We start from the raw sequence: 21,709 nt of genomic DNA on the forward strand, positions 1-21,709 counted from the left end.
CGGGAGATGTTCCCCGCACCGCCATTTCATGTTTTGGCAAGTTGCTATGCTTGCGTCAATACCGCATATCCATATGCCGGAAGCTTTACGGCCAGTTTGCCGTCCGCAGTCTCATGAGTGCTGCCGTTCATGGCATCCCGCCAGATTAGACCTTTGGCCGGCACTTCCAAGGTTTGCGCCGCATCGTAGTTGTTAAGCAGCACGAGTACCGACTCCTTGCCCAGCCGACGTTCATAAGCCAGCTTGCTGCCGCCTTGTTCGGCAATCAGGAAATGGATGGAACCGGATCTTAGCGCGGCAAGGTCCTTACGGACTGCGATCAGCTTGCGGTAGAACGCAAACAGATCATGATCCTGTTTCTCCGGGTCCCATTCCATGCATTTACGGCAATCGGGGTCCTGCTCACCATCGAGCCCGATCTCATCGCCATAGTAAATGCACGGCGTGCCGCCGTAAGTGAATTGAAACAGAGCGGCGAGTTTCATCTTGTTTTTATCGCCCTTGCAGAGCGTCAGAAGGCGCGGCGTGTCATGGCTATCCAGCAGGTTGAAAGCCACTTCGCTGGCTTGCTGCGGGTAGCGGGACAGCTGTCTGCCGATAGCGTTGGCAAAGCCTTTGGCATCCAGTGTGCCGCGCACTACATAATCAAGCACCGCATCCGTAAACGGATAATTCATGACCGCATCGAATTGGTCGCCTTGAAGCCAAGGGGACGATTCATGCCAAATCTCTCCGAGAATATAAGCATCGGGGTTAGCGGCCTTGACCGTTTTGCGGAAATCCCGCCAGAATTGGTGGTCGACTTCGTCGGCGACATCCAGACGCCAGCCGTCGATGCCGACCTCTTTAATCCAAAACTCAGCGACTTTCAGCAAGTATTGTTTAACTTCAGGGTTGTCCGTGTTCAGCTTCGGCATGAGCGGCTCGAAGGAGAACGTATCGTATGTCGGCACGCCATCCTTAACTTCAAGCGGATATTGGCGGACGGAGAACCAGTCTTTGTATTGGGAATTCTCGCCCTTTTCCATCACATCGACGAACGGGGCAAACGTTTTGCCGGAATGGTTGAACACCGCGTCGAACAGAACACGGATACCGCGGTCATGGCACGCTTTGACAAGCTTCTTCACCGTTTCGATATCGCCGAAATGAGGATCGATCTTCATGTAATCGGCAGTATCGTATTTATGGTTTGTCGTTGCCTCGAAAACGGGAGTGAAGTAGATCCCTGTGATGCCAAGCTCGCTAAGATGATCAAGATGATCGATGACTCCTTGAAGGTCTCCGCCGAAGAAATTCTCTCTCTCCGGTTTGCCGCCCCAAGGGAGCACGCCTTCAGGATCATTGTCCGGATTCCCGTTAGCAAACCGTTCGGGGAATATTTGATAAAATATCGTATCCTTGACCCAAGCCGGAACGGTAAACACGTCGGCGGGATTGATGAACGGGTATTCGAACAAGCGGTCCGGGACCGGAGGACGTTCCTTGGAGAAGTCATTCTCCGTCATCCAGATTTCCTCATCCCCCGACTTTAGCAGAAAACCATATTTTAATCTGCGATACTTCGGTTTGACGGCGCATTCCCAGTAATCGAACAGTTCATCCGAAGTAAGCTTGGACATGGGGATCAATTCCTTGCTTTGATCCCATATGTATTTGTCGCCGGCAAAAGCGAAAACCTCGGTCAGGTCGTCCCTTTTTGCGCGCAGGCGAAGATGGACGGTTTCAAGATCATAGGCATAGGACCAGTTCAGTTTCGGACGGTGATAGACCGCTTCAAGCTGCATGATTCATTTCCTCCTTGGTCTGTATTAAGTTAATTCCATCTGGCGGAGCTGTCGATGCGATGCACGGCACGAGGGTTGCCCTTAAGATATAGTAACCGTTTAACGGTACCCTATCCTGGTTGGTTCATAATAAAAAAGGCACACCGCGGCAAGAATAGTAGCCGAGGATGTACCTTGAAGATAACAGTGCCTTCAAATTGTGCATTGGGAACAAAGACGGGATCCATAGCGGATGGAACCGTTTATGGTTCAGGATTATAGCATTGTTCAAACCGTTGCACAAGACTGAAAGAATAGGAGGATTTTTCTTTTCGCGAATAGAATCCGGTTTCCGCCGAAAGCCTTGATAGCAGGCCGAACTAGGAGGAATAGAGCTTAAAAATAAGACGATAAAAATAAGCTATTTTGCGAAAACAAGAGCATTTGGGAGCATTATGAATAAAATAAAGCGATTATACCCAAAAACGATATGTGCAAACGTTTTTACAATGCCCTTGCTATGTTGTATGATTATTTCAGTTATAAAGCGCTTTCTATTCGGGAAAGATGAACAATTCCCTGAAGAAACAAAAAAAACTAGGAATTTATCATTCATCTCTGAAATCGTTTGCGCAAAATTCTGTAACTCTTGCTTTGTATAAAATTTGGGAGGGGTTAGCTTTATGAAATTCAAGAGAACATTAGTTTTACTCGCTACGCTGTCACTGGCTGCATCCATTACAGCATGCGGAGGCAACGGCAACAAAACCAACAACGCAGCGAACACGCCTGCGCCGTCCAACACGGCAGCAGAGAATCAGAATACCGGCAGCAATGAAGCAACGACAGAAGAGATCAAGCCTGAAGACGGCGCAGAGCTTCTCATTTGGGAAAGTAGAGAAGAAATTGCCTTTACCGAGCAAATCGCTCAAAAGTTTGAAGAAAAATATGGTGTAAAGGTCCGTGTTGAAGAAGTACCGGTTCCGGATCAAATCGGTAGATTGACTACTGACGGTCCGTCGGGTCTTGGAGCAGACATCATCGTAATTCCTTCCGACCACATCGGTAATGCTGTAACTACCGGTTTGATCTTGGAAAATGATGTATTTGGAGAGGAAACGAAATCAAGAAATACAGAGGCGTCTATTGTTGGTGCTTCCTATGATGGTAAATTGTATGGATACCCAAGAGCGGCCGAAACGACAGCTCTATATTACAATAAGTCTCTGATCCCTGAGGCTCCAAAAACATTTGAAGAGTTAATTGAGTTCGGTAAAACATTCACCGACAAAACCAAGAAAAAATACGCTCTTATGTGGGAATCCGGGAACTTGTATTTTAACTACCCATTCATCGCAAGTAATGGTGGATATCTCTTCGGTGATAACGGGACGAACAAAGACGATATCGGTCTTGCAACCCCTGAAGCCCTTGCAGGCATGAAAGTTTTCCAAGATCTTAAACAAATTCTTCCTGTACCAAGCGGTGATATCAACGGCGACATTAAACGTGGCTTGTTCACTGCAGGAGATGTAGCGATGGATATCAACGGTCCATGGGAACTTGCAGCATATAAAGAAGCTCTCGGGGACAATTTGGGTCTAGCTCCAGTTCCTACGGTTCTTGGTAAAACAGCTATTACGTTCTCCGGTATCAAAACATATGATGTGAGTTCATTCACTAAGTATCCAAATGCCGCTAAATTGTATGCAGATTTTGCAACAAATAAAGATGCACAATTGCTTCTCAGTGAATTGATTGGTTCCATTCCTACTAACTTGGAAGCTTTGGAAACGGATCAAATCAAGAACGATCCATTTATTTCTGGATTTGCAGAGCAAGCCAAGAATTCGGAGCCAATGCCTTCGATTCCTGAAATGAATAACGTTTGGGGTGCGGCAAATGCAGCTTTTGCTGACATTTGGAACAAAGATGTAGATGCAAAAGCTACTCTTGAAAATGCAGTTAAACAAATTACTGATTTGAACAACGGGGTAGCTGCGGAGTAAACCCGATCACCCTAATAAATTTATTACCCGCCGCCAATAGCGGCGGGTAACCTTGATTTCCGAGGGAGAGGAGAAGGTAGGGAAATGGGTCAGCATCGGAACAAAGCAACGATACTGTCAGTACTGTTCATGGGCTTGGGACAAATATATAACCGCCAAATTATTAAAGGATTGATTTTTCTAGCATTTGGAATATTTAGTGTCGGCTACTTCATTCTTAACTTAAGATATGCTTTTTGGGGGATAGTTACATTAGGTGAGACCCCGAGAACCCCTGCTAATCTTAATGATTACGACCATTCGATATTTATAATGATTCAAAGTTTGATTACGTTGATCTATCTTGTGTTATTCTTGATTGCTTACTATTTAAATATTCGAGATGCTAGGAAAATTGGAGAAGAAAGAGACCGTGGCATACAGCCTAATAACTTCAAACAATCCGTTCGCTACGTTTTGGATTATAAATTTGCAGTTACGTTTTTAACTCTGCCGGCAATTGGTATACTGTTTTTCACAGTAATGCCTATTATATTCATGATTATGCTGGCATTTACAAACTACTCGGCTCCAAAACATATCCCGCCGACCATGTTGGTAGACTGGGTGGGATTTGACACGTTTAAAAATTTGTTGGCTCTAAAGAGCTGGAGTAAAACCTTTTACGGAGTTCTTACATGGACGATCATCTGGGCGGTATTATCTACAGTAACTACGTACTTCGGCGGTATGTTTGTGGCATTGCTTATTAACCAAAAAGGAATTAAATTTAAAGGCTTTTGGAGAACAATTTTAATTATTCCTTACGCAATACCACAAATCATTTCACTTCTAGTTATGAGAAATATGTTTAATGGCCAATTCGGCCCGATTAATCAGTATTTGAACTACTTTGGAATACCGGGAGCGCCATGGCTGACACATGAAACATGGGCAAGAGCAATGGTTATCATAGTTAATATGTGGGTAGGCGTGCCGGTATCCATGCTCTTAATTATGGGGGTATTGACGACTATTCCGAAAGATATGTACGAAGCTGCCGAGGTGGATGGTGCTACGGGATATCAGAAATTTAGAATCGTTACATTACCAATGATCCTGTTTACTACTGCACCAACCTTAATTACACAGTTTGCAGGAAATATAAATAACTTCAACGTTATTTTCCTCCTAACCGGAGGTGATCCGGTCAAAGGGTCATATCAAAACGCAGGGGCAACAGATTTGCTGGTAACCTGGTTGTATAAACTTACATTGACCAGTAACCGATACAACATGGCTTCAGCAATAGGTATTATTATCTTTTTGATCATTGCCTCGTTCTCGATTTACAACTATCGCAGAACCAAGTCATTTAAAGAGGAGGATATGATCCAATGAGCCGGCTAAAAGTACGGAATGGTATTCGTTTGACGTCGAGTTATATCGTATTGATTATATTGTCTATTGCCGCGATTTACCCTGCGCTTTGGATCATACTTGGAGCTGTTCGCCCCGGGAAATCGCTGTATAGTAAAACATTGTTCCCAGAGGAATTTACGCTAGACCATTTTAGAGAGTTATTTACTTCAAACCAAGTCATGTTTCCGCAATGGTATATGAACACGTTAAAGGTATCTCTAGCTTCGATGATTTTAGGCGTATTGCTTACCTTGCTGACTAGCTATGCTCTTTCAAGATTTCGTTTTAGCGGCCGTCAAAATGCATTGTCAGTACTATTAATACTAGGGATGTTCCCAGGGTTCATGAGTATGATCGCTATTTTTCTTTTATTTAAAGAATGGGGCCTTATAGATACTCACCTCGCACTTATTATGGTGTATGCTGCGGGGGCTCCTTTAGGACTAACCCTTATTACCAAAGGCTTCTTTGATACGATACCACGATCACTTGATGAGGCAGCTCGTATCGATGGAGCAAGTAATTTCAGAATATTTGGCTCCATTATCTTGCCTTTGTCTAGACCAATTCTGACTTATCTTGCTTTATTACAATTTGTTGGACCATGGGTTGACTTTATCTTCGCAAGATTGATTCTACGTTCTAAGCATAAATGGACGGTGGCTGTAGGGATGTGGGATATGGTTGCTAATAGTCAAAATACCAACTTTACCGTGTTTGCCGCAGGTGCGGTACTGATCTCGGTTCCGATTACAATTCTCTTCATCTTCATGCAGCGCTTGCTGGTTGAAGGATTGACGTCCGGAGCGAGCAAAGGGTAACGAGTTTTGCCAAGGGTATAATCTCAGAAACCGAAGTTATCTGAGACTTTATACCCTTATTTTTCAATACATAGGCTTGTCCGTCAAAGGGGGAGACAGAAGTTGAAGCTTAGAGGTCTGATTCAATTTAAGTCGGTTGGTATGAAGCTGTTTATGATTTTGTTCGTTACCGTTGTACTTATGTCAGCAATTCTCGGAATAAGTTCTTATATGATGTCCAAAGAAATTATTCGGGGACAGGTTGGCACAGCCTCTTCGCAAGCTATTGAACAAGCTGCGGACAAGCTGGACTTTCTCTTTGCGGAATACGAGTCGATATCCCGTCAAATGGCGGTCGATCAGGTCTTGAAGGTGGATTTGGAAACGGTGACCACACCGGATGTCGGAATCATTAAAAAAACGGATGCGGAAACAAGAATCAAGAACAAGCTGGACGCGATGAAAGGCTCAGATGCCCGTTTGCTGGGGATTCGCCTGGTGAATAAAGACCTCTCCAGTATTTATGCCTCGTCCGGGGCGAGCGGAACCCAGAAGGACAATGAAAATGTAAAGGCAAGAATCCAAAGCATGATCGATGGAGCCGGCAAGCCCGTATGGATTCCCGGCCTGAAGAAAGGCTTCTTTGAAAGTTTAAATGAACCTACGATCACGATGGGGCGGGTACTGCAAAATTTGAAGCGCCCGGAAGCCGAGTTCATCCTGTTGATCGAAATAAAAGACAAGGCAATATTAAATACGCTGTCTAATTTGAAAATTGGTAAATCCGGAGAGGTTCGCATTATTACGCCGGACAATGTCATTGTCCATTCGGCGGATAAAGAGTTAATTGAATCCAAATCGTTCATTGGCTTGGATGAGGATCAAGTGAAAAGCGGCGATGCTTCCTTTACCACTACCGATGAAAAAGGAATCAAGCAGCTTGTTGTCTACAGACAGCTGCAAACCGTGAATTGGCGGCTCATCGGTTATGCCCCCGAAAGCGACTTTTTGAGTGCGGCGGATAGGTTGATTTATGTAACTTTGTTTGTTCTGCTCTTCGCGATCCTGGTTGCTTCGGCCATCGGCTACTATTTGTACAGAATGGTAGGCAAGCCGTTGCAGAAGTTGTCCCGATTGATGGAGGAAGGCGAGCGCGGGAATCTGAAAGTTCGTACGAATTTTAAGAGCAGGGATGAGATCGGGCGCCTTGGACAGAGCTTCAATAACATGCTCGGGCAAATCTCGTTGCTGGTCGACCGGACCAACGGGTCCACTCAAGAATTGCTGGTTACCGCTGAAAACTTAACCAAGGCCTCGCGGGATACGTCCCAAACGGCAGGCGAGATTGCCGCTGCTACGGGCGAAATCGCACAGGGTGCGTCGAGCTTGGCAGAAGAGGCGGACAAGGGCACGGATTTGGCGGAAGAAATAGGCGTTAGAATGAACCGGGTGGCCGATTTGAATGACGCCATGGATGAATCGGCAGGGCGTGTCATCGAGGTGAGTCGTCAGGGCCGGGATTATATGGAGCAATTGGTGGACAAGACAGAAGCGGTATCCCGAATGACCGCTATGATTGAAGAAAACTCCGGCAAACTGAGCAGAAGCACTTATTCGATCCGGAGTATTTTGGCACCGATGATTGAAATGACGAAGCAGACGAACATTCTGTCGTTGAATGCTTCGATTGAGGCGTCGCGTGCAGGAAATGCGGGCAAGGGCTTTATGGTAATTGCTGAAGAAATCCGAAAGTTGTCGGCCCAATCGAATGACTCGATCCAGAATGTTTCGGCCATGACCGAGGAAATCCAGGCTGCGATCGAAGATACGGTCAACGTCCTGCTGAGCGTAACGCCGATGTTCGATGAGCAGCTTGCCTCAGTAAGGGAAGCCTCCGAGATTTTCCAAGATGTTAGCCGGGAGATGGAGAGCTTTACCGGGGAAATCCAGGCTTCTTCGGCTTCCGTAAAGGAATTGATGGTTTCCCAAAACGCATTGCGCGATTTTATTACGAGTGTTAGCTCGGTCGTTCAGCAGACGAACGCTTCCACCGAGGAAGTGGCCTCCATGTCATCCGAGCAGTATAAGGTAAGTGAAGAGCTCGTACGCTTATCCAACCGTCTGGAGGAACTGTCGGAATCGCTGAAACAATCATTAAGCGTGTTTCAGATAGAATCGGCGGATGGGAAGCAATAGCAGATTTGCATCTGGATTCGACATAATTATAGAAATGGAGTTTCAAAATGAACAACGTATGGTGGAAAGAGGCTGTGGCCTATCAGATTTATCCGCGAAGCTTTATGGACAGCAACGGGGACGGCATCGGTGATTTACAGGGTGTGATATCCAAGTTGGATTATCTGGAGGAATTGGGGATTGACGTTATCTGGATATGTCCGATTTACAAATCGCCGAACGATGACAACGGATACGATGTTTCGGATTACCGGGATATTATGTCAGAATTCGGGACGATGGAGGATTTTGACGAACTTCTGCGGAAAGTGCATGAGCGGGGCATGAAGCTGATCATGGACTTGGTGATTAACCATACCTCAGATGAGCACCCTTGGTTCGTCGAGTCCAGGTCCTCGTTGGATAACCCGAAACGGGATTATTATATCTGGGCCGATCCCAAGGACGGGATGGAGCCGAACAACTGGGCCAGCTTGTTTGGCGGCTCGATTTGGGAGTACGACGAGAAGACCGGGCAATATTTTATGCACGTTTTTTCGCGGAGACAGCCGGATCTTAACTGGGAGAATCCGCAGATGCGAGGCGAGATTTACGACATGGTCAACTGGTGGCTGGATAAGGGAATCGACGGCTTCCGGGTGGATGCCATCTCTCACATTAAGAAGACGGCGGGATTCCCGGATATGCCGAATCCGAACAACCTGAGGTATTTGCCGTCAGAAGCTGGACATATGAATCGCGAAGGTATCCATGAGCTTTTGTCAGAACTCAAACGGGAAACGTTCGACAAGTATGACATTATGACCGTCGGCGAAGCCAGCGGGGTCAGTGTATCCGAGGCGGATCTCTGGGTAGGCGAACAAGACGGAAAGTTCGATATGATCTTTCAGTTCGAGCATTTGGGATTGTGGCAGAAGAGCCTGCACAACGGGCTCGATCTGTTAAAACTGAAAGAGGTCCTATCGGACTGGCAGAAGGGTCTGGAAGGCAAAGGCTGGAACGCGCTGTTCCTGGAGAACCACGACCAGCCCCGCTCGGTGTCCACTTGGGGGAATGACGGGGAGCATTGGGATACGTCGGCCAAAGCGTTGGCGACGATGTATTTTCTGATGCAAGGAACGCCGTTTATTTATCAGGGCCAGGAAATCGGAATGACCAACGTACAATTTCCGACGATTGAAGACTATAACGATGTGTCGATGAGGAACTGGTATCACATCGAGAAGGCGAACGGAAAGAGTCATGAGGAAATCATGCCGGTGATCTGGAAGAACGGACGGGACAATTCCCGGACGCCGATGCAGTGGGATGATTCGGATAACGCGGGCTTCACCACAGGGAAGCCATGGTTCGGTGTGAACCCGAATTACAGAGAGATTAACGCGCAAAAGGCGATGGAAGACCCGGACTCAATCTATCAGTATTACAAAAAGCTGATCGCTTTGCGGAAAGCCCATCCGGTTGCAGTATATGGAACGTATGACTTGATCCTGCCTGAGCATGCTCGCGTATACGCGTATACCCGGACGCTCGGACGGGGGAATCTGTTGGTAGTATGCAATCTTTTTGCGGAAGAGGCTGAGATTGAGCTTCCTCAGGGCGTCGATTATGCATCTTCGAAATTGCTTCTCAGTAATGTTGAAGTGAACCAGAAGCAAACTATTTCGGAGCTTACACTAAAACCCTATGAAGCACGAGTTTACTTATTAAGCGAATAGTTTATCGAGAGAAACAAAAGCGGCCTGCAGTTGCTAGAACCCGAAATGGGATATGGCAACTGCAGGCCGCATTTTTTATTATTCGATAACCAAGGTCGTGTACCCCGGAATCGTCAACTTGCTGCCGTTCAAGGTTGCCCCTTCACGGGTTGCCTTCAGAATGGACTTAAAGCTGTAGTCATCTCCGGCTTTAGACAGATCGATACTTTGCTCGGTCCCCGTAAGATTATGCGCTACCAGCACGGTCTGCTGCTCGTTTAGACGGAGAAAAGCGGTGACAGAGTCATTACCGGAATCCATATCTCTGATCGTACCGTCTTGCAACGCAGGCACGCTGTTTCTGATGGCGATCAGTTTACGGTAATGGGACTGGAGGGAGTCCGGATCAGAGAGCTGCTCTTCAACGCTGGAGCCTTTCTCGCCGGTATTGAAGTTTACAGGCTCCCAGGTGGTTTGCCCTTCTCCTTTACCCCCTGCATACCATTGCATCGGTTCGCGGATGCTTTCGTCCGGTTTGGCGCCGAGCATGCCGATTTCTTCGCCATAATAAAGGAACGGGTTGCCCGGCAGAGTCAGGAGCAATCCAGCAGCCATTTTGGCATGGTCGGTATTCCCCTCAAGCTGCGTCATGACCCGGTTAATATCGTGATTGCTCAGGAATGTAGCGTCCACAAACTTGCCACCGGATTTTTCACTATACAAGATGTAAGCCTTTTTCAGGGGAAACCCGATATTGTTGTCTTTTTCTCTTTTGGCGGCACTGATGATACTTTCCGACAGGGCAAAGTTAAAACCGGATTCAAGCGCATTATCCAGATAATTCGCAATTAAAGCGGGAGACGGATCCCAGATTTCTCCGACGAGATAAGTATCTGGATATTCTCCCACAAGGCTCTCGCGGAATTCCTGCCACCATTTCACGTTTTTATCGGTTGTTTCCTGCCCTTTGTCGGTCAGGATATCCTCGTAAATATGCTTTGCCGCATCCAGCCGAAAGCCATCGACGCCTTGTTCCAGCCAGAATAGGCCGGTATCCTTCATTTCTTGGCGGACTTCCGGATTGTCAAAGTTAAGATCGGGCATGCCTTCCCAGAAGATGCCTTTGTAATGGCTGCCGCCCGCCGAATGCCAAGGACTTCCGCTACCGGCCGCGCTCGTTCCGCCAGTGTTCAAATTCTGGTCCTCGGCCCAAATGTACCAATCGCGGTATTTACTATCCTTACTCTTGGCGGCATCAAGGAACCAGGGATGCTCTTTGCTGGAATGATTGACGACGAGATCCATGATGACCTTAATTCCCCGCTTGTGGGCTTCGTCCAGAAAGGTTTTGAAATCCTCCAGGGTGCCATAATCCGGGTTAATATTCCGGTAATCGGATACGTCATATCCGTGATAACTCGGCGAAGGGTTGATCGGCATCAGCCAGATTCCGCCGATTCCCAGATCCTCGTCCGTGTCGGGATTCCCGTCGTTCAGGTAATCGAGCTTTTCCGTCAATCCTTTGAAATCGCCGATTCCGTCTCCGTCGGAATCATAAAAAGAACGGACAAACACCTCGTAATAAACCGTCGATGGCTGTGTGTCTATAGCGACTGGTTTGAGAGAAGTTTTACCGGTATTTCCGGCATTCTGCTGATTCGCAGCATTTGAAGTGTTCGCGTTCGCCCCGTTGTTCTTAGCGGCGTCAGAAGCATTATTGCCGGATCCTGAGGCGCAGCCTGCTAGGAGAACAGCCGTTAAGGCAGCGCTTCCAATCCATTTTACGGATTGACGTAAAAGCTTGGGATGTTGCTTAGTCATGGATTTTTATTCCCCCTATCACATACTTGATAATGTCTTCATCATACCTGAGATTAACATTTTGTTAAAACGTTTGCACTCGAAAAATCTGCCTAAAAAAGCCATACGGGATGATTGTGGGCGATTAGGTTGGAGATAATACACACTTTCTCTAGTTTACAATGAATTACTATGCTTTTATCACTGTTTACACGGTATGGATTGTACGCTGATAAGTGAATACCGTTCACAATACAGGAATTAAATGGGTTTATTTAAATTATTTTTAATAAAAAGTAGAACTTTAGAACCATTATTACATAAAGTACCAATTGATCGTTGACGAGGAGCACGGTTTTGTAAATGATATAAATAAGTGATAACGCTTGCACAAAATCATTAGGAGGGATACGGAGATTGAGTCGTGAAAAAATGATTATTGTCTGTGACAATAATAGTTTATGCCACTTTCTGTTTCGATTTCTGTCTGAGCACGGGTTCGATGTCTTCTGCAGCCCGGCGGACCAGTCGGCCGTCGTCACTTTGGTTCGTGCCCACGCTCCAACCCTGATTATGGTCGATATGACGAACTCCGCTAAGGTGGGCATTGATTTATGCACTGAAATCCGGCGGTTCAGCGACAGCCCGATTCTTCTGCTGTGCACCGGTTCCGATGAGGCATTGACCATCTCCGGGTTAAGCGCAGGCGGAGACGATTACATCCGAACACCGCTGAACCTTGAACTGCTGCTTGCACAGGTCCAGGCGCTGATTCGTAGATATAAGGGCACTTTTCCGGTAAATCAGCGGCATTTGCTGCATTTTCCGGGCTTAGAAATCGACCTGTCGGCTCAGTCGGTCACTTCTCACGGCCAGGAAACCCTGTTATCCGCCAAAGAATTTCAACTTCTCGTGCTCCTCGCCAAACACCCCAATCGTATTTTTCACATCGAATCCTTGTATGACTTGATTTGGAGCGACAACAAGCTTGGCGATCTCCGGACGGTCATGGTGCATATCTACAATCTGCGGCAAAAAATCGAATTAAATCCCAGTGACCCGTTCTATATTCACACCGTTAGGGGAGCCGGCTACAAATTTAACGGCAAAGCCGCACAATGAGGTAATCGTCTCTGGATCCTTTGAAACCAAATTAAATTTTATGTATTTTCTTGGCTGGACTTTAACTGAACTTTAACTTGAATTGTTAAGATATTGTCATTGGTGCTAACGTTTGCACAAGTGCTTAGGCCGGTAAGTCTGCGTAGGAAAGCCTGAAAGAATAAGAGCCGGAAAGATCGGCAGAAAATCCAAAGGGGGACAAGCATGGACCAACATTTTTCCGCGATTTACAAGATGTTTGAAGACGTTGTAAGCCGGTATCCCGATCATTGCTGTCTGGAACTCGGCGAAACTCGGTTAAGTTACAGGGAAGTCAACGAAAGAGCGAACCGGCTTGCCCGCTATTTGAAAGAGAAGGGCGCAGGACCGGAGCAGTTGATCGGAATTTTCTTGGAGCGTTCGCCCGATCTGATTGTTTCAGTCCTTGCCGTAATGAAGTCCGGGGCCGCCTATGTACCGATCAACACGGCCCTTCCGGAAGAACGGATTGCGCATATGGTAGCCGAAGCGGACATCAAGACTATCCTTTCAACTACTCGCTTGGAATCAAAAATAAATGCGGTTCGGCAAGCTGTGGCAAGCGTTACGACTGACGTGGTGCTGTTGGATCAAGAATACGATGAATTTTGCAAGCTGTCCGGAGAAAATCTTGGAGTAAATAGCGCTCCTTCCGATTTGGCTTACGTCATTTATACCTCCGGTTCGACCGGACGACCGAAAGGGGTCCAGATTGAGCATCGCGGCATCCCTAACCTTGTGCTTGCGCAAATCGAGCAGTTTCATCTGGACAACCAGGACAGAGTGCTGCAATATGCCTCTCTTTCTTTTGACGCTTCCGTCTCCGAGATCTTTACGACGCTGATCGCCGGAGCCACGCTCGTGCTTCTGCCGGAGGAAGGGACTTATGCAGGGGATGACCTGCACCGGATCTTGAATGAGCAGCGGATTTCCGTGGTTACCTTGGTGCCGTCTCTGTTGAACGGTCTGCCGCAGGAAGAACTACCCCATCTTAAAACTTTGATTACCGCAGGCGAGGCCTGCACGAGGAAGCTGATTCAGTACTGGGCGCCGAGAGTCCGTTTTCTTAATGCCTACGGGCCTACAGAGACGACGGTTTGCGCCACGATTCATCATTGCAAGACCGACGATATTTCGGTTTCCCTCGGGGAGGCGCTGGCCGGCAGTGCGGTCTATCTGCTGAACGCCCGTATGGAGCCGGTGGAATCCGGCGAAACCGGGGAATTGTACATTTCCAGCCTCGGTCTGGCTCGCGGATATTTGAATGCACAGGAGCTGACGGACAAGGCGTTTCTGGATAACCCTTTTGTAGACGGTTACAGCGACCGGTTGTATCGTACGGGCGATCTGTGCGTGAGAAGGCCGGATGGAGCGTTGGAATGGGTAGGACGAGCCGATCATCAGGTGAAGGTGTCGGGGATTCGAGTCGAGCTTGGGGAATTGGAGCATAGTTTGAGGGAATATGGCGGGATCGAAGAGGCGGTGGTAGTTTATAACGCCGACAAAAATTACGTGGGCGCTTATTTAAAAGCGGCAAACGGCGTCAAGCCGAATATCAGCGAGCTTCGCAGTTACCTGCTGTCGAAGTTCCCGAGTTACATGATTCCTACCCGCTATTTGTTTTTGGAGCAATTCCCTCTGTTGACCAGCGGCAAAATCGATCGTCATCATCTTCCGTCCATGGAAGATGCCCGGCCGGATCTCGGTGTTCCTTACGTCGCTCCAAACAGTTACCTGGAGAAAGAGCTTGCCGCGATCTGGAGCGAAGTGTTGAAGCTCGATAAGGTTGGCGTACACGACAACTTTTTCGAACTTGGCGGACAGTCGTTAATGGCTACGCAAATCGTATCTCGCATCCGCTCGCTTATCGGAGGAGATGTTCCGCTGCATATTATTTTCGGGACCCAGCCGACTATTGAGCAAATGGCTGCAACGCTGGAGCAATATCAGTTGGAGCAGCTTGATCCTGCCGAGTTAGAGCTGTTGCTTGCCGAGCTGGAAAATCAGGCCTAGGAGGGAGATCATGAAAATACTGCTGGTTCAGTCGATGGAGTACCTTTATCCGTACGGCGGGGCGCATAAAGCCAACCGTATCCTGATGGAAGGACTTGCAGCGAAGGGGCATGAATGCCGCGTGATTTCTCCCGCGGTGTCCATCAACGGATTCGAAGAGCTTTTGGCAGCACAGCTGCGTTCCGGCGCAATTGAAGTACTGGAGAATCATCCCGGTGAGAAGCTGGTCATTTTAAAAAATGGCGTCATCTCTTACACGATAAAAGAAAAATTCAAGGTGTTCCCGTTCATCAGGAGTATGAACGAACAATTTTCTCCGGACGTCACGGTCGTATCGGAGGACAATACCCATCTGCTGCTGGAAACGGTACTGGAAACCGGTACGCGCACGATTTATCTATCGCATAGCCAAGCCACGCTGCCATTCGGGCCGGAGTGCTTTCAGGAGGACCTGCCGAAAATCGGCCTGTACAAGAGATTGGACGGCGTCATTTCGGTTAGCCGTTATTTAAAAGACTATTTTGCGGACTACGCCGGCGTCGATTCCGAGGTTATTTATTTTCCTTCGTACGGTCCGGGGCCGTTCCCTTTCTTGGCGAGTTTCGACAGCAAGTATATTACCGTAATCAATCCCTCGGCGATTAAAGGGTTTTCGATCTTTATCGGATTGGCGCGGATGATGCCTCATCTTCAATTTGCGGCAGTTCCGACCTGGGCGACGAAGGAAGACGAGCTGGAGGAAATGAGATCCCTTCCTAACATTACGATTTTGAAGCCGGCTGATAATATTAACGAGATTTACAAACAGACCAAGGTGTTTCTGATGCCTTCGCTGTGGGGGGAGTCGTTCGGGCAGGTCGTCGTCGAGGCGATGCTGCGCGGTATCCCCGTCCTCGCCAGTCATGTCGGCGGATTGCCGGAAGCGAAGCAGCAATTGGATTACATTTTGCCGGTCAGACCGATACGGCAGTATGTCAAGGAAGAGGTGCTTGCGGACAGCGTACCGATTCCCGTCATTCCGGAGCAGGAACTCGGTCCTTGGTCGGAAGCTCTGGACCGTTTGACTACGGACCGAGATCATTATGAGGCGCTATCCGCCGCTTCTTATGAACATGCCACCCGGTTTCATGCCGCTTTAGGTATTGAGCCGTTCGAAGCTTACTTCCAAAAAATCATCGATAAGGCGGAAGAGCAAGACTTAGGCGGGACTACATCGTTATCGGCCGTGAATCAGGGGCAAGACCGCCGTAAGCACGATGTGCTGGAACGGGTTCAAACTCTCACGTCCGAGAAACGTGAACGTCTGATCGCGATGCTACAGGAAAGAAGGTGAGCCTTTGAGCGAGTTGATGGAACGGATCGGCATGCTGCCGCCGGACAAGCGGAAGCAATTGCTGGATAAGATCAAAGCCAAGGGAACGGGACAGGCGAGGACCAGACCGGTCATCGAGCCGCTGCCCCGGGTTGGCCCCCGTTTTTTTCATGAATTTCCGCTTTCTTATTCCCAAGAACGACTCTGGTTCATGTATCAGTGGGAGCCGGACAGCCCGGCATACAACATTCCTTGCTTGTTCAATATCCCGGTGGAACTAGATATTCACCGGCTGAAGCAAGCCGTAAACCAGCTTATTGAGCGTCATGAAATTTTGCGTACGACTTATAAGGCCTCGGGAGAAGAGACGGTTCAGGTGGTTCAGCCCTTCACACCGTTGGACTTGCCGGTTTATCATCTCGATGGGGGAGAACGAAGTGCTGAGTTGGAAGCGATGGTTAGACAGAAGTCCGCTATCCCCTTTCAACTGGAGAGTGAGCTGCCCATCCGGGCTTATATATTCAAGTTGGGCGAGCAGGATCATTACTTATTGCTGAATATTCATCATATCGCATGCGACGGTTGGTCGCTCGGCATTATCATGAGCGAAATTCAAGAGGCTTACATGGCGTTAGGCCGGAGTCTGGCTCCGGCTATGGAGAAACCGCCTTTGGCTATACAGTACGCCGATTATGCAGTCTGGCAACGGAAATTCATGGAGGGACCGGAGCTGGATTACCATAAGGAATACTGGCTCCGCCAATTCCAGGGAGAACTTCCGGTGCTGGAGCTTCCGACCGATCTGCCGCGCCCGCCGGTGAAGTCTTCCCGTGGCGCTCATATCATCAAGCCGCTTCCGGAGGGGTTCCATTCCCGGTTGCAGGCATGGTGCAGAGACGAAGATGTCACGCCTTACATGCTGTTACTCGCCGCATACGCCGTGCTTTTGTACGGTTATACCGGGCAGACCGATCTGATCATCGGTTCCCCGACGGCGAATCGCAGCATGGAGCAAATAGAGCCGAACATCGGCTTTTTCGTAAACACACTGCCGATTCGAATTCGGCTTGACGAGTCTTCCACCTTCCGAGAGACGGTGCGGCAGGTCAAGCAGCTCGCCCTTGAAGCGCAGGAGCATCAAGACTTCCCGTTGGACAAGCTGATCGAATTGTTGACGATCGATAGGGATTTAAGCCGCAGCCCCTTGTTCCAGGTGATGTTTGTCCTGCAGAACATGCATGTGGGTTGGGAGGAGGCGGAGGAGTTTCCGCTCCGGTTCAGCAGTTCGGTGCCCACGAACAGTTCGAAGTTCGACCTCACCTTTTCGGCTAATGCACATAATTTGCAGGTGGAATACAGTGTGGACCTGTTCCTGGAATCGACCGTGCAAAGAATGCTTGACCACTATGTTCATTTGCTCGACAGTACCTGCGCATCTCCGGATCAGGTACTTGCAGATATACAGCTGCTTACCGGTGGAGAGCGTCTTCAATTGCTTGAAGAATGGGTTGGAGATACGGCTGACTATGTAGATGGCTTTCATGTCGTTTCGCAAATCGAGGCACAGGCAGCCGCCAGGGAGAATCATCCGGCCCTGGTGTTTGAGGGGATTTCCTGCACGTACGGGGAAATGAATTCGCGCGCCAACCGCCTGGCCCATTACCTCCGCAATCAGGGGATCGGGCCTGAAGTGACGGTAGGTATTTACATGGAGCGCTCCGCAGATTTCGTCATCGCTATGCTCGCCGTGTTGAAAGCGGGAGGCGCCTTTGTGCCATTGGATCCTTCGTATCCAAAAGATCGGCTGGCTTCCATGGTGCTCCAGTCCGGCATGGGGATGCTTCTGACACAGAGCAAAGTAGCCATGGACCTCGAACTGCCGGGATCCGATATCACCGTCTTTGTTATGGACGAACCGGTCTCGAATAGCACGTTGCAATCTTTCGGTGACGATAATCCGGTGTTGGCAACGGATGCGTCCAATCTGATGTATATGGTGTTCACATCCGGAACGACCGGGGCTCCGAAAGGGGTCGCAGTGGAACTGGCCCAGTTCCACAACTACATCCAAGGGTTGATCGGCCGTCTGGATTTAACGGAGCCGCTTAGCTTCGCCATGGCTTCGACCTTCGCGGCGGATCTCGGGATGAGTAATGTGTTCGGCGCTTTATGTACCGGCGGCACACTGCATGTACTGTCTTACGAGCTGTCCTGCGATCCTGACGGGGTGGCGGGCTACTTCGGAAACCATGCGATCGATGTGATGAAGGTGGTACCGAGTCATTTCGAGGTGCTGCTTGAGGCTGTGAATCCCGAAAAGGTCATTCCGCGGAAAATTCTGATTTTAGCGGGTGAAGCTTTAAGCTGGGAAACTGTGAGAACCATCAAAGCGTTACGTCCGGATGTCAGATTGGAAAATCATTATGGTCCGACGGAGACGACTGTATCGGCCTTCGCCTACCGGATTCCGGACGAGGTACCGGAACACCGGTCTGTCCATGTGCCGATCGGCTATCCGTTCGGCAATGTGCGCCGCTATATCCTCGACGGCAGGCTCCGGCCGGTGCCGGTTGGAGTGCCCGGGGAGCTGTATATCGGCGGCTCCGGGGTTGCCCGGGGATATCACGGCAGGCCGGAGCTGACGAAGGAACGTTTCCTGCCGAATCCGTTCGTAGCGGATGATGGGGGAGGTACTTTGTACCGGACAGGCGATCGGGTGCGCTATTTGCGTGATGGCGCCGTGGAAATCGTAGGCCGGATGGACCGCCAGATTAAAATTCGCGGTTACCGGATCGAGCTGGGGGAAATCGAAGCGGTACTGACTTCATTTGCTTTTGTCGCCGATGCCGCCGTCCGGCTTAAGGAGACTGCTGCCGGAGAGAAAAAGATCGTCGCCTATCTGGTTTACAGGCGAGATTCGGAGGTTGAGCAGCCGCTTGCCGAGCTCAAACGGCTGCTTAAGGATAAGTTGCCGGAGTATATGATTCCTGCATTGATCGTGGAACTGGACGCCCTTCCTTTGAACCCGAACGGTAAAGTAGACGTTTCTCAACTGGACGCCATGGAGCTTCCAAACATGGCGGGAGCAGGGAACGGGGGCGAAGCCCCGCGGACGGCCACGGAAAAAGCCGTGTATGAAGTATGGAAGGACATTCTAGGCCTGGAGACGTTCGGCATAGACGACGGCTTTTTCGAACTGGGCGGCGAATCGTTCAAGGCTCTGAAGGCGGTAAGACGGCTGGGCGACTGGATCGGTATCATGGATTTCTTTAAGCATCCGACCGTCCGGACCTTGGCCGAATATATCGACGCCGGAAAGCCTTCGGACCGTCACTTGCTGCACAAGCTGACGCAGCATCGCCCGGGGAACCGGACCGATTTCTCGCTGGTGTGCGTTCCTTATGCGGGAGGCAGCGCCATTACGTATCAGCCGCTGGCCGTGCAAATGCCGGAGAACATTGACCTGTATGCACTGGATTTGCCCGGTCACGATTACAGCCGCAAGGATGAGCCGCTGCTGTCTATCCGGGAAGTGGCACGCCAGTGCATCGAGGAGATTAAACATGCGGTGAAAGGTCCTGTTGTGCTGTACGGGCACTGTGTGGGCGGCGCCCTGACGATGGAAATCGCAAGACAGCTTGATGAGGAGCAGTACCCACTGTTGCGGGTATTTCTGGGCGGAACCTTCCCGATTGCCCGCATTCCCGGCCGGTTCTTTGACTGGTATTCCAAGCTGTTCCCGTCCGACCGCAGCATGTCCAATAAGTCGTATCACGCCTTTCTCAAGGCGCTCGGCGGGTTTACGGAGGTGGAGGACCTTGAGGAGCGGGATTTCATGATCCGCTGTCTGCGGCATGACGCCCGGGAGAGCGAAGACTATTATACAGGTGCATATGCGGAGAAAGGGTGGCCGAAGCTCAGTTGTCCCGTCACCTGCGTCATCGGTGAAAAGGACCGGGCCACCGAGTTGTATGAGGAACGGTACAAAGAATGGGAGTATTTCAGCGACCGGGTGGATCTGATCGTGATTCCGAAATCCGGACATTATTTTATCAAGCATCAGGCGGATCAAGTGACCCGCTGGATTCATGATATCGTCCTTGAAAAGGACGAACCGTCTCCAAGGACAAATTCGCCCCAGAGAGCGAAAGGTGCGGAGCGCACGGTTGCCAAAAAGAAACCGGCAGTCCCGAATCTGAATATGTTTTTCCTGGTTATTTTCGGTCAGTTGTTTTCGGTTCTTGGATCCGGACTCACAGGTATTGCGCTAGGGGTATGGGTATTCGCCCAGACCGGAGCCGTGGGGGATTTTGCCGCCATTTCCTCCGCTTCGCTCATTCCCGGCATTCTGGTTCTGCCGATTGCGGGCGCGATCGTTGACCGTTACGACCGGCGGCTGGTAATGCTGTTTAGCGATATTATGATGGCGGTCCCTATCGCAGTAATGGCGGTGCTAATGGCTACCGGATCGCTTGAAATCTGGCATATCTACGTGACCTCCGCAGTCGGTTCCGTGGCCCGGTCATTCCACCGGCCCGCCTTTGTTGCTTCGATCGCGCAGATTATTCCGAAGCAGTATCTGGGACATGCGAACGGTATCGTGCAGCTGGCCAGCTCAAGCAGCGAAATGATAGCCCCGTTGGTCGGTGTCGCGTTGTACTCTACCATCGGAATGGCCAACATTTTTATTCTCGATTTTCTGAGTTTCGTGGTGGCGATTGCAACGCTTGCTATCGTAAGATTCCCGAACACCCTTTTCCGTAAAAGAGAAGAAACGTTCGTGAAAGAAGTGCTGATGGGATGGAAGTTTATTGTCAAACGGCCGGGTATGATGTATATGATCGCCTTTTTCTTAATAGGTAACATTTTGTTCGGCCTGGCTACCGTGCTGATCCAGCCGTTGGTATTGTCCTTCGGCTCGGCGCCGGATCTTGCAGCGGTGACTACGCTGGGTGCCATCGGCGCGATGACCGGCGGGTTATTAATGAGTATTTGGGGCGGAACCAAACGAATGGCGACGGGAATGGTCGGCTTCGTTATTCTGGAGGGGCTCTTCATGATCCTTGCCGGACTTCGTCCCAATGTCATCCTCACCGCCGCAGGAGTGTTCGGAATCTGGTTCTCCGTGACGCTCGTAAACACGCACTGGCAGTCACTGATTCAGACCAAAGTGGGACTGGAGCTTCAGGGCCGGGTGCTGGCGACGAACCAGATGATCGCGATGTCCAGCATGCCGATAGGTTACCTGCTTGCCGGTACGTTGGCCGACTCTGTGTTCAACACGGCGATGAACCCCGGAGGTGCGCTCGCCGGCGTGTTGGGGCCGATTATTGGCGCAGGTCAGGGCCGGGGGATTGGGCTGTTAATCATTTGCGTCGGCGTCCTTGTCATGGGCTGGGCGATTGCCGGCTTTAACTTTAAGCCGCTACGCAACATGGAAGACGACATGGAGGATGCCGTGCCCGATGCGATCATTGAGGACCGGGATACTTTGCAAGCCCGGCTGGATAGCCAGGTGAGAAATAATCCTTCCTCCGTGGCCTCCGGACATTCGTTGGAAGTATGATGCGAAAGA

The 21,709-nt window shown here is 49.6% G+C and carries 11 protein-coding genes; 9 read left to right on the forward strand and 2 right to left on the reverse strand.

Annotated features, from left to right (window positions below):
* Positions 1 to 44 precede the first annotated feature (44 nt).
* Complete coding sequence (locus KJS57_RS08915; protein WP_213654480.1) at positions 45 to 1,787, reverse strand: alpha-glycosidase; 1,743 nt, start codon at positions 1,785 to 1,787, stop codon at positions 45 to 47.
* 662 nt (positions 1,788 to 2,449) lie between these two features.
* Here KJS57_RS08915 and KJS57_RS08920 point away from each other — a divergent pair.
* The 5 genes from KJS57_RS08920 to KJS57_RS08940 all read left to right on the forward strand — a co-directional run bounded on the left by KJS57_RS08920 (position 2,450) and on the right by KJS57_RS08940 (position 9,890).
* A complete protein-coding gene (locus tag KJS57_RS08920; protein ID WP_213654481.1) occupies positions 2,450 to 3,775 on the forward strand; it encodes a sugar ABC transporter substrate-binding protein in 1,326 nt (441 codons plus the stop codon).
* Positions 3,776 to 3,859: 84 nt separating this feature from the next.
* The gene (locus KJS57_RS08925; protein WP_213654482.1) at positions 3,860 to 5,155 is read left to right on the forward strand and encodes a sugar ABC transporter permease; all 1,296 of its coding nucleotides are present in this window, start codon (positions 3,860 to 3,862) and stop codon (positions 5,153 to 5,155) included.
* Positions 5,152 to 5,997 (forward strand): sugar ABC transporter permease, encoded by an 846-nt coding sequence (locus KJS57_RS08930; protein WP_213654483.1) that lies wholly within the window; start codon positions 5,152 to 5,154, stop codon positions 5,995 to 5,997. Before KJS57_RS08925 ends, KJS57_RS08930 begins: the two co-directional genes overlap by 4 nt.
* Positions 5,998 to 6,099: 102 nt before the next feature.
* A complete protein-coding gene (locus tag KJS57_RS08935; RefSeq protein ID WP_244861458.1) occupies positions 6,100 to 8,172 on the forward strand; it encodes a methyl-accepting chemotaxis protein in 2,073 nt (690 codons plus the stop codon).
* A 47-nt stretch (positions 8,173 to 8,219) separates the two neighbouring features.
* Entirely contained in the window at positions 8,220 to 9,890 is a 1,671-nt protein-coding gene (locus KJS57_RS08940; RefSeq protein WP_213654484.1) for a glycoside hydrolase family 13 protein, read from the forward strand.
* A gap of 78 nt (positions 9,891 to 9,968) precedes the next feature.
* Here KJS57_RS08940 and KJS57_RS08945 read toward each other — a convergent pair whose 3' ends face one another.
* Entirely contained in the window at positions 9,969 to 11,690 is a 1,722-nt protein-coding gene (locus tag KJS57_RS08945) for an alpha-amylase family glycosyl hydrolase (protein ID WP_213654485.1), read from the reverse strand.
* Positions 11,691 to 12,086: 396 nt separating this feature from the next.
* On the opposite strand from KJS57_RS08945, the gene KJS57_RS08950 reads away from it, so the two are divergent.
* The 4 genes from KJS57_RS08950 (at position 12,087) to KJS57_RS08965 (ending at position 21,700) form a co-directional block, all read left to right on the forward strand.
* The gene (locus tag KJS57_RS08950) at positions 12,087 to 12,791 is read left to right on the forward strand and encodes a response regulator transcription factor (protein WP_213654486.1); all 705 of its coding nucleotides are present in this window, start codon (positions 12,087 to 12,089) and stop codon (positions 12,789 to 12,791) included.
* A 204-nt stretch (positions 12,792 to 12,995) separates the two neighbouring features.
* A complete protein-coding gene (locus KJS57_RS08955; protein ID WP_213654487.1) occupies positions 12,996 to 14,822 on the forward strand; it encodes a non-ribosomal peptide synthetase in 1,827 nt (608 codons plus the stop codon).
* A gap of 10 nt (positions 14,823 to 14,832) precedes the next feature.
* The gene (locus tag KJS57_RS08960; RefSeq protein WP_213654488.1) at positions 14,833 to 16,155 is read left to right on the forward strand and encodes a glycosyltransferase family 4 protein; all 1,323 of its coding nucleotides are present in this window, start codon (positions 14,833 to 14,835) and stop codon (positions 16,153 to 16,155) included.
* 4 nt (positions 16,156 to 16,159) lie between these two features.
* Positions 16,160 to 21,700, forward strand: a complete 5,541-nt coding sequence (locus KJS57_RS08965; protein ID WP_213654489.1) for a non-ribosomal peptide synthetase/MFS transporter — start codon at positions 16,160 to 16,162, stop codon at positions 21,698 to 21,700.
* Positions 21,701 to 21,709 lie beyond the last annotated feature (9 nt).

The sequence above is a fragment of the Paenibacillus vini genome (genome assembly GCF_018403325.1).
In the GTDB taxonomy this organism is placed as follows: domain Bacteria; phylum Bacillota; class Bacilli; order Paenibacillales; family Paenibacillaceae; genus Fontibacillus; species Fontibacillus vini.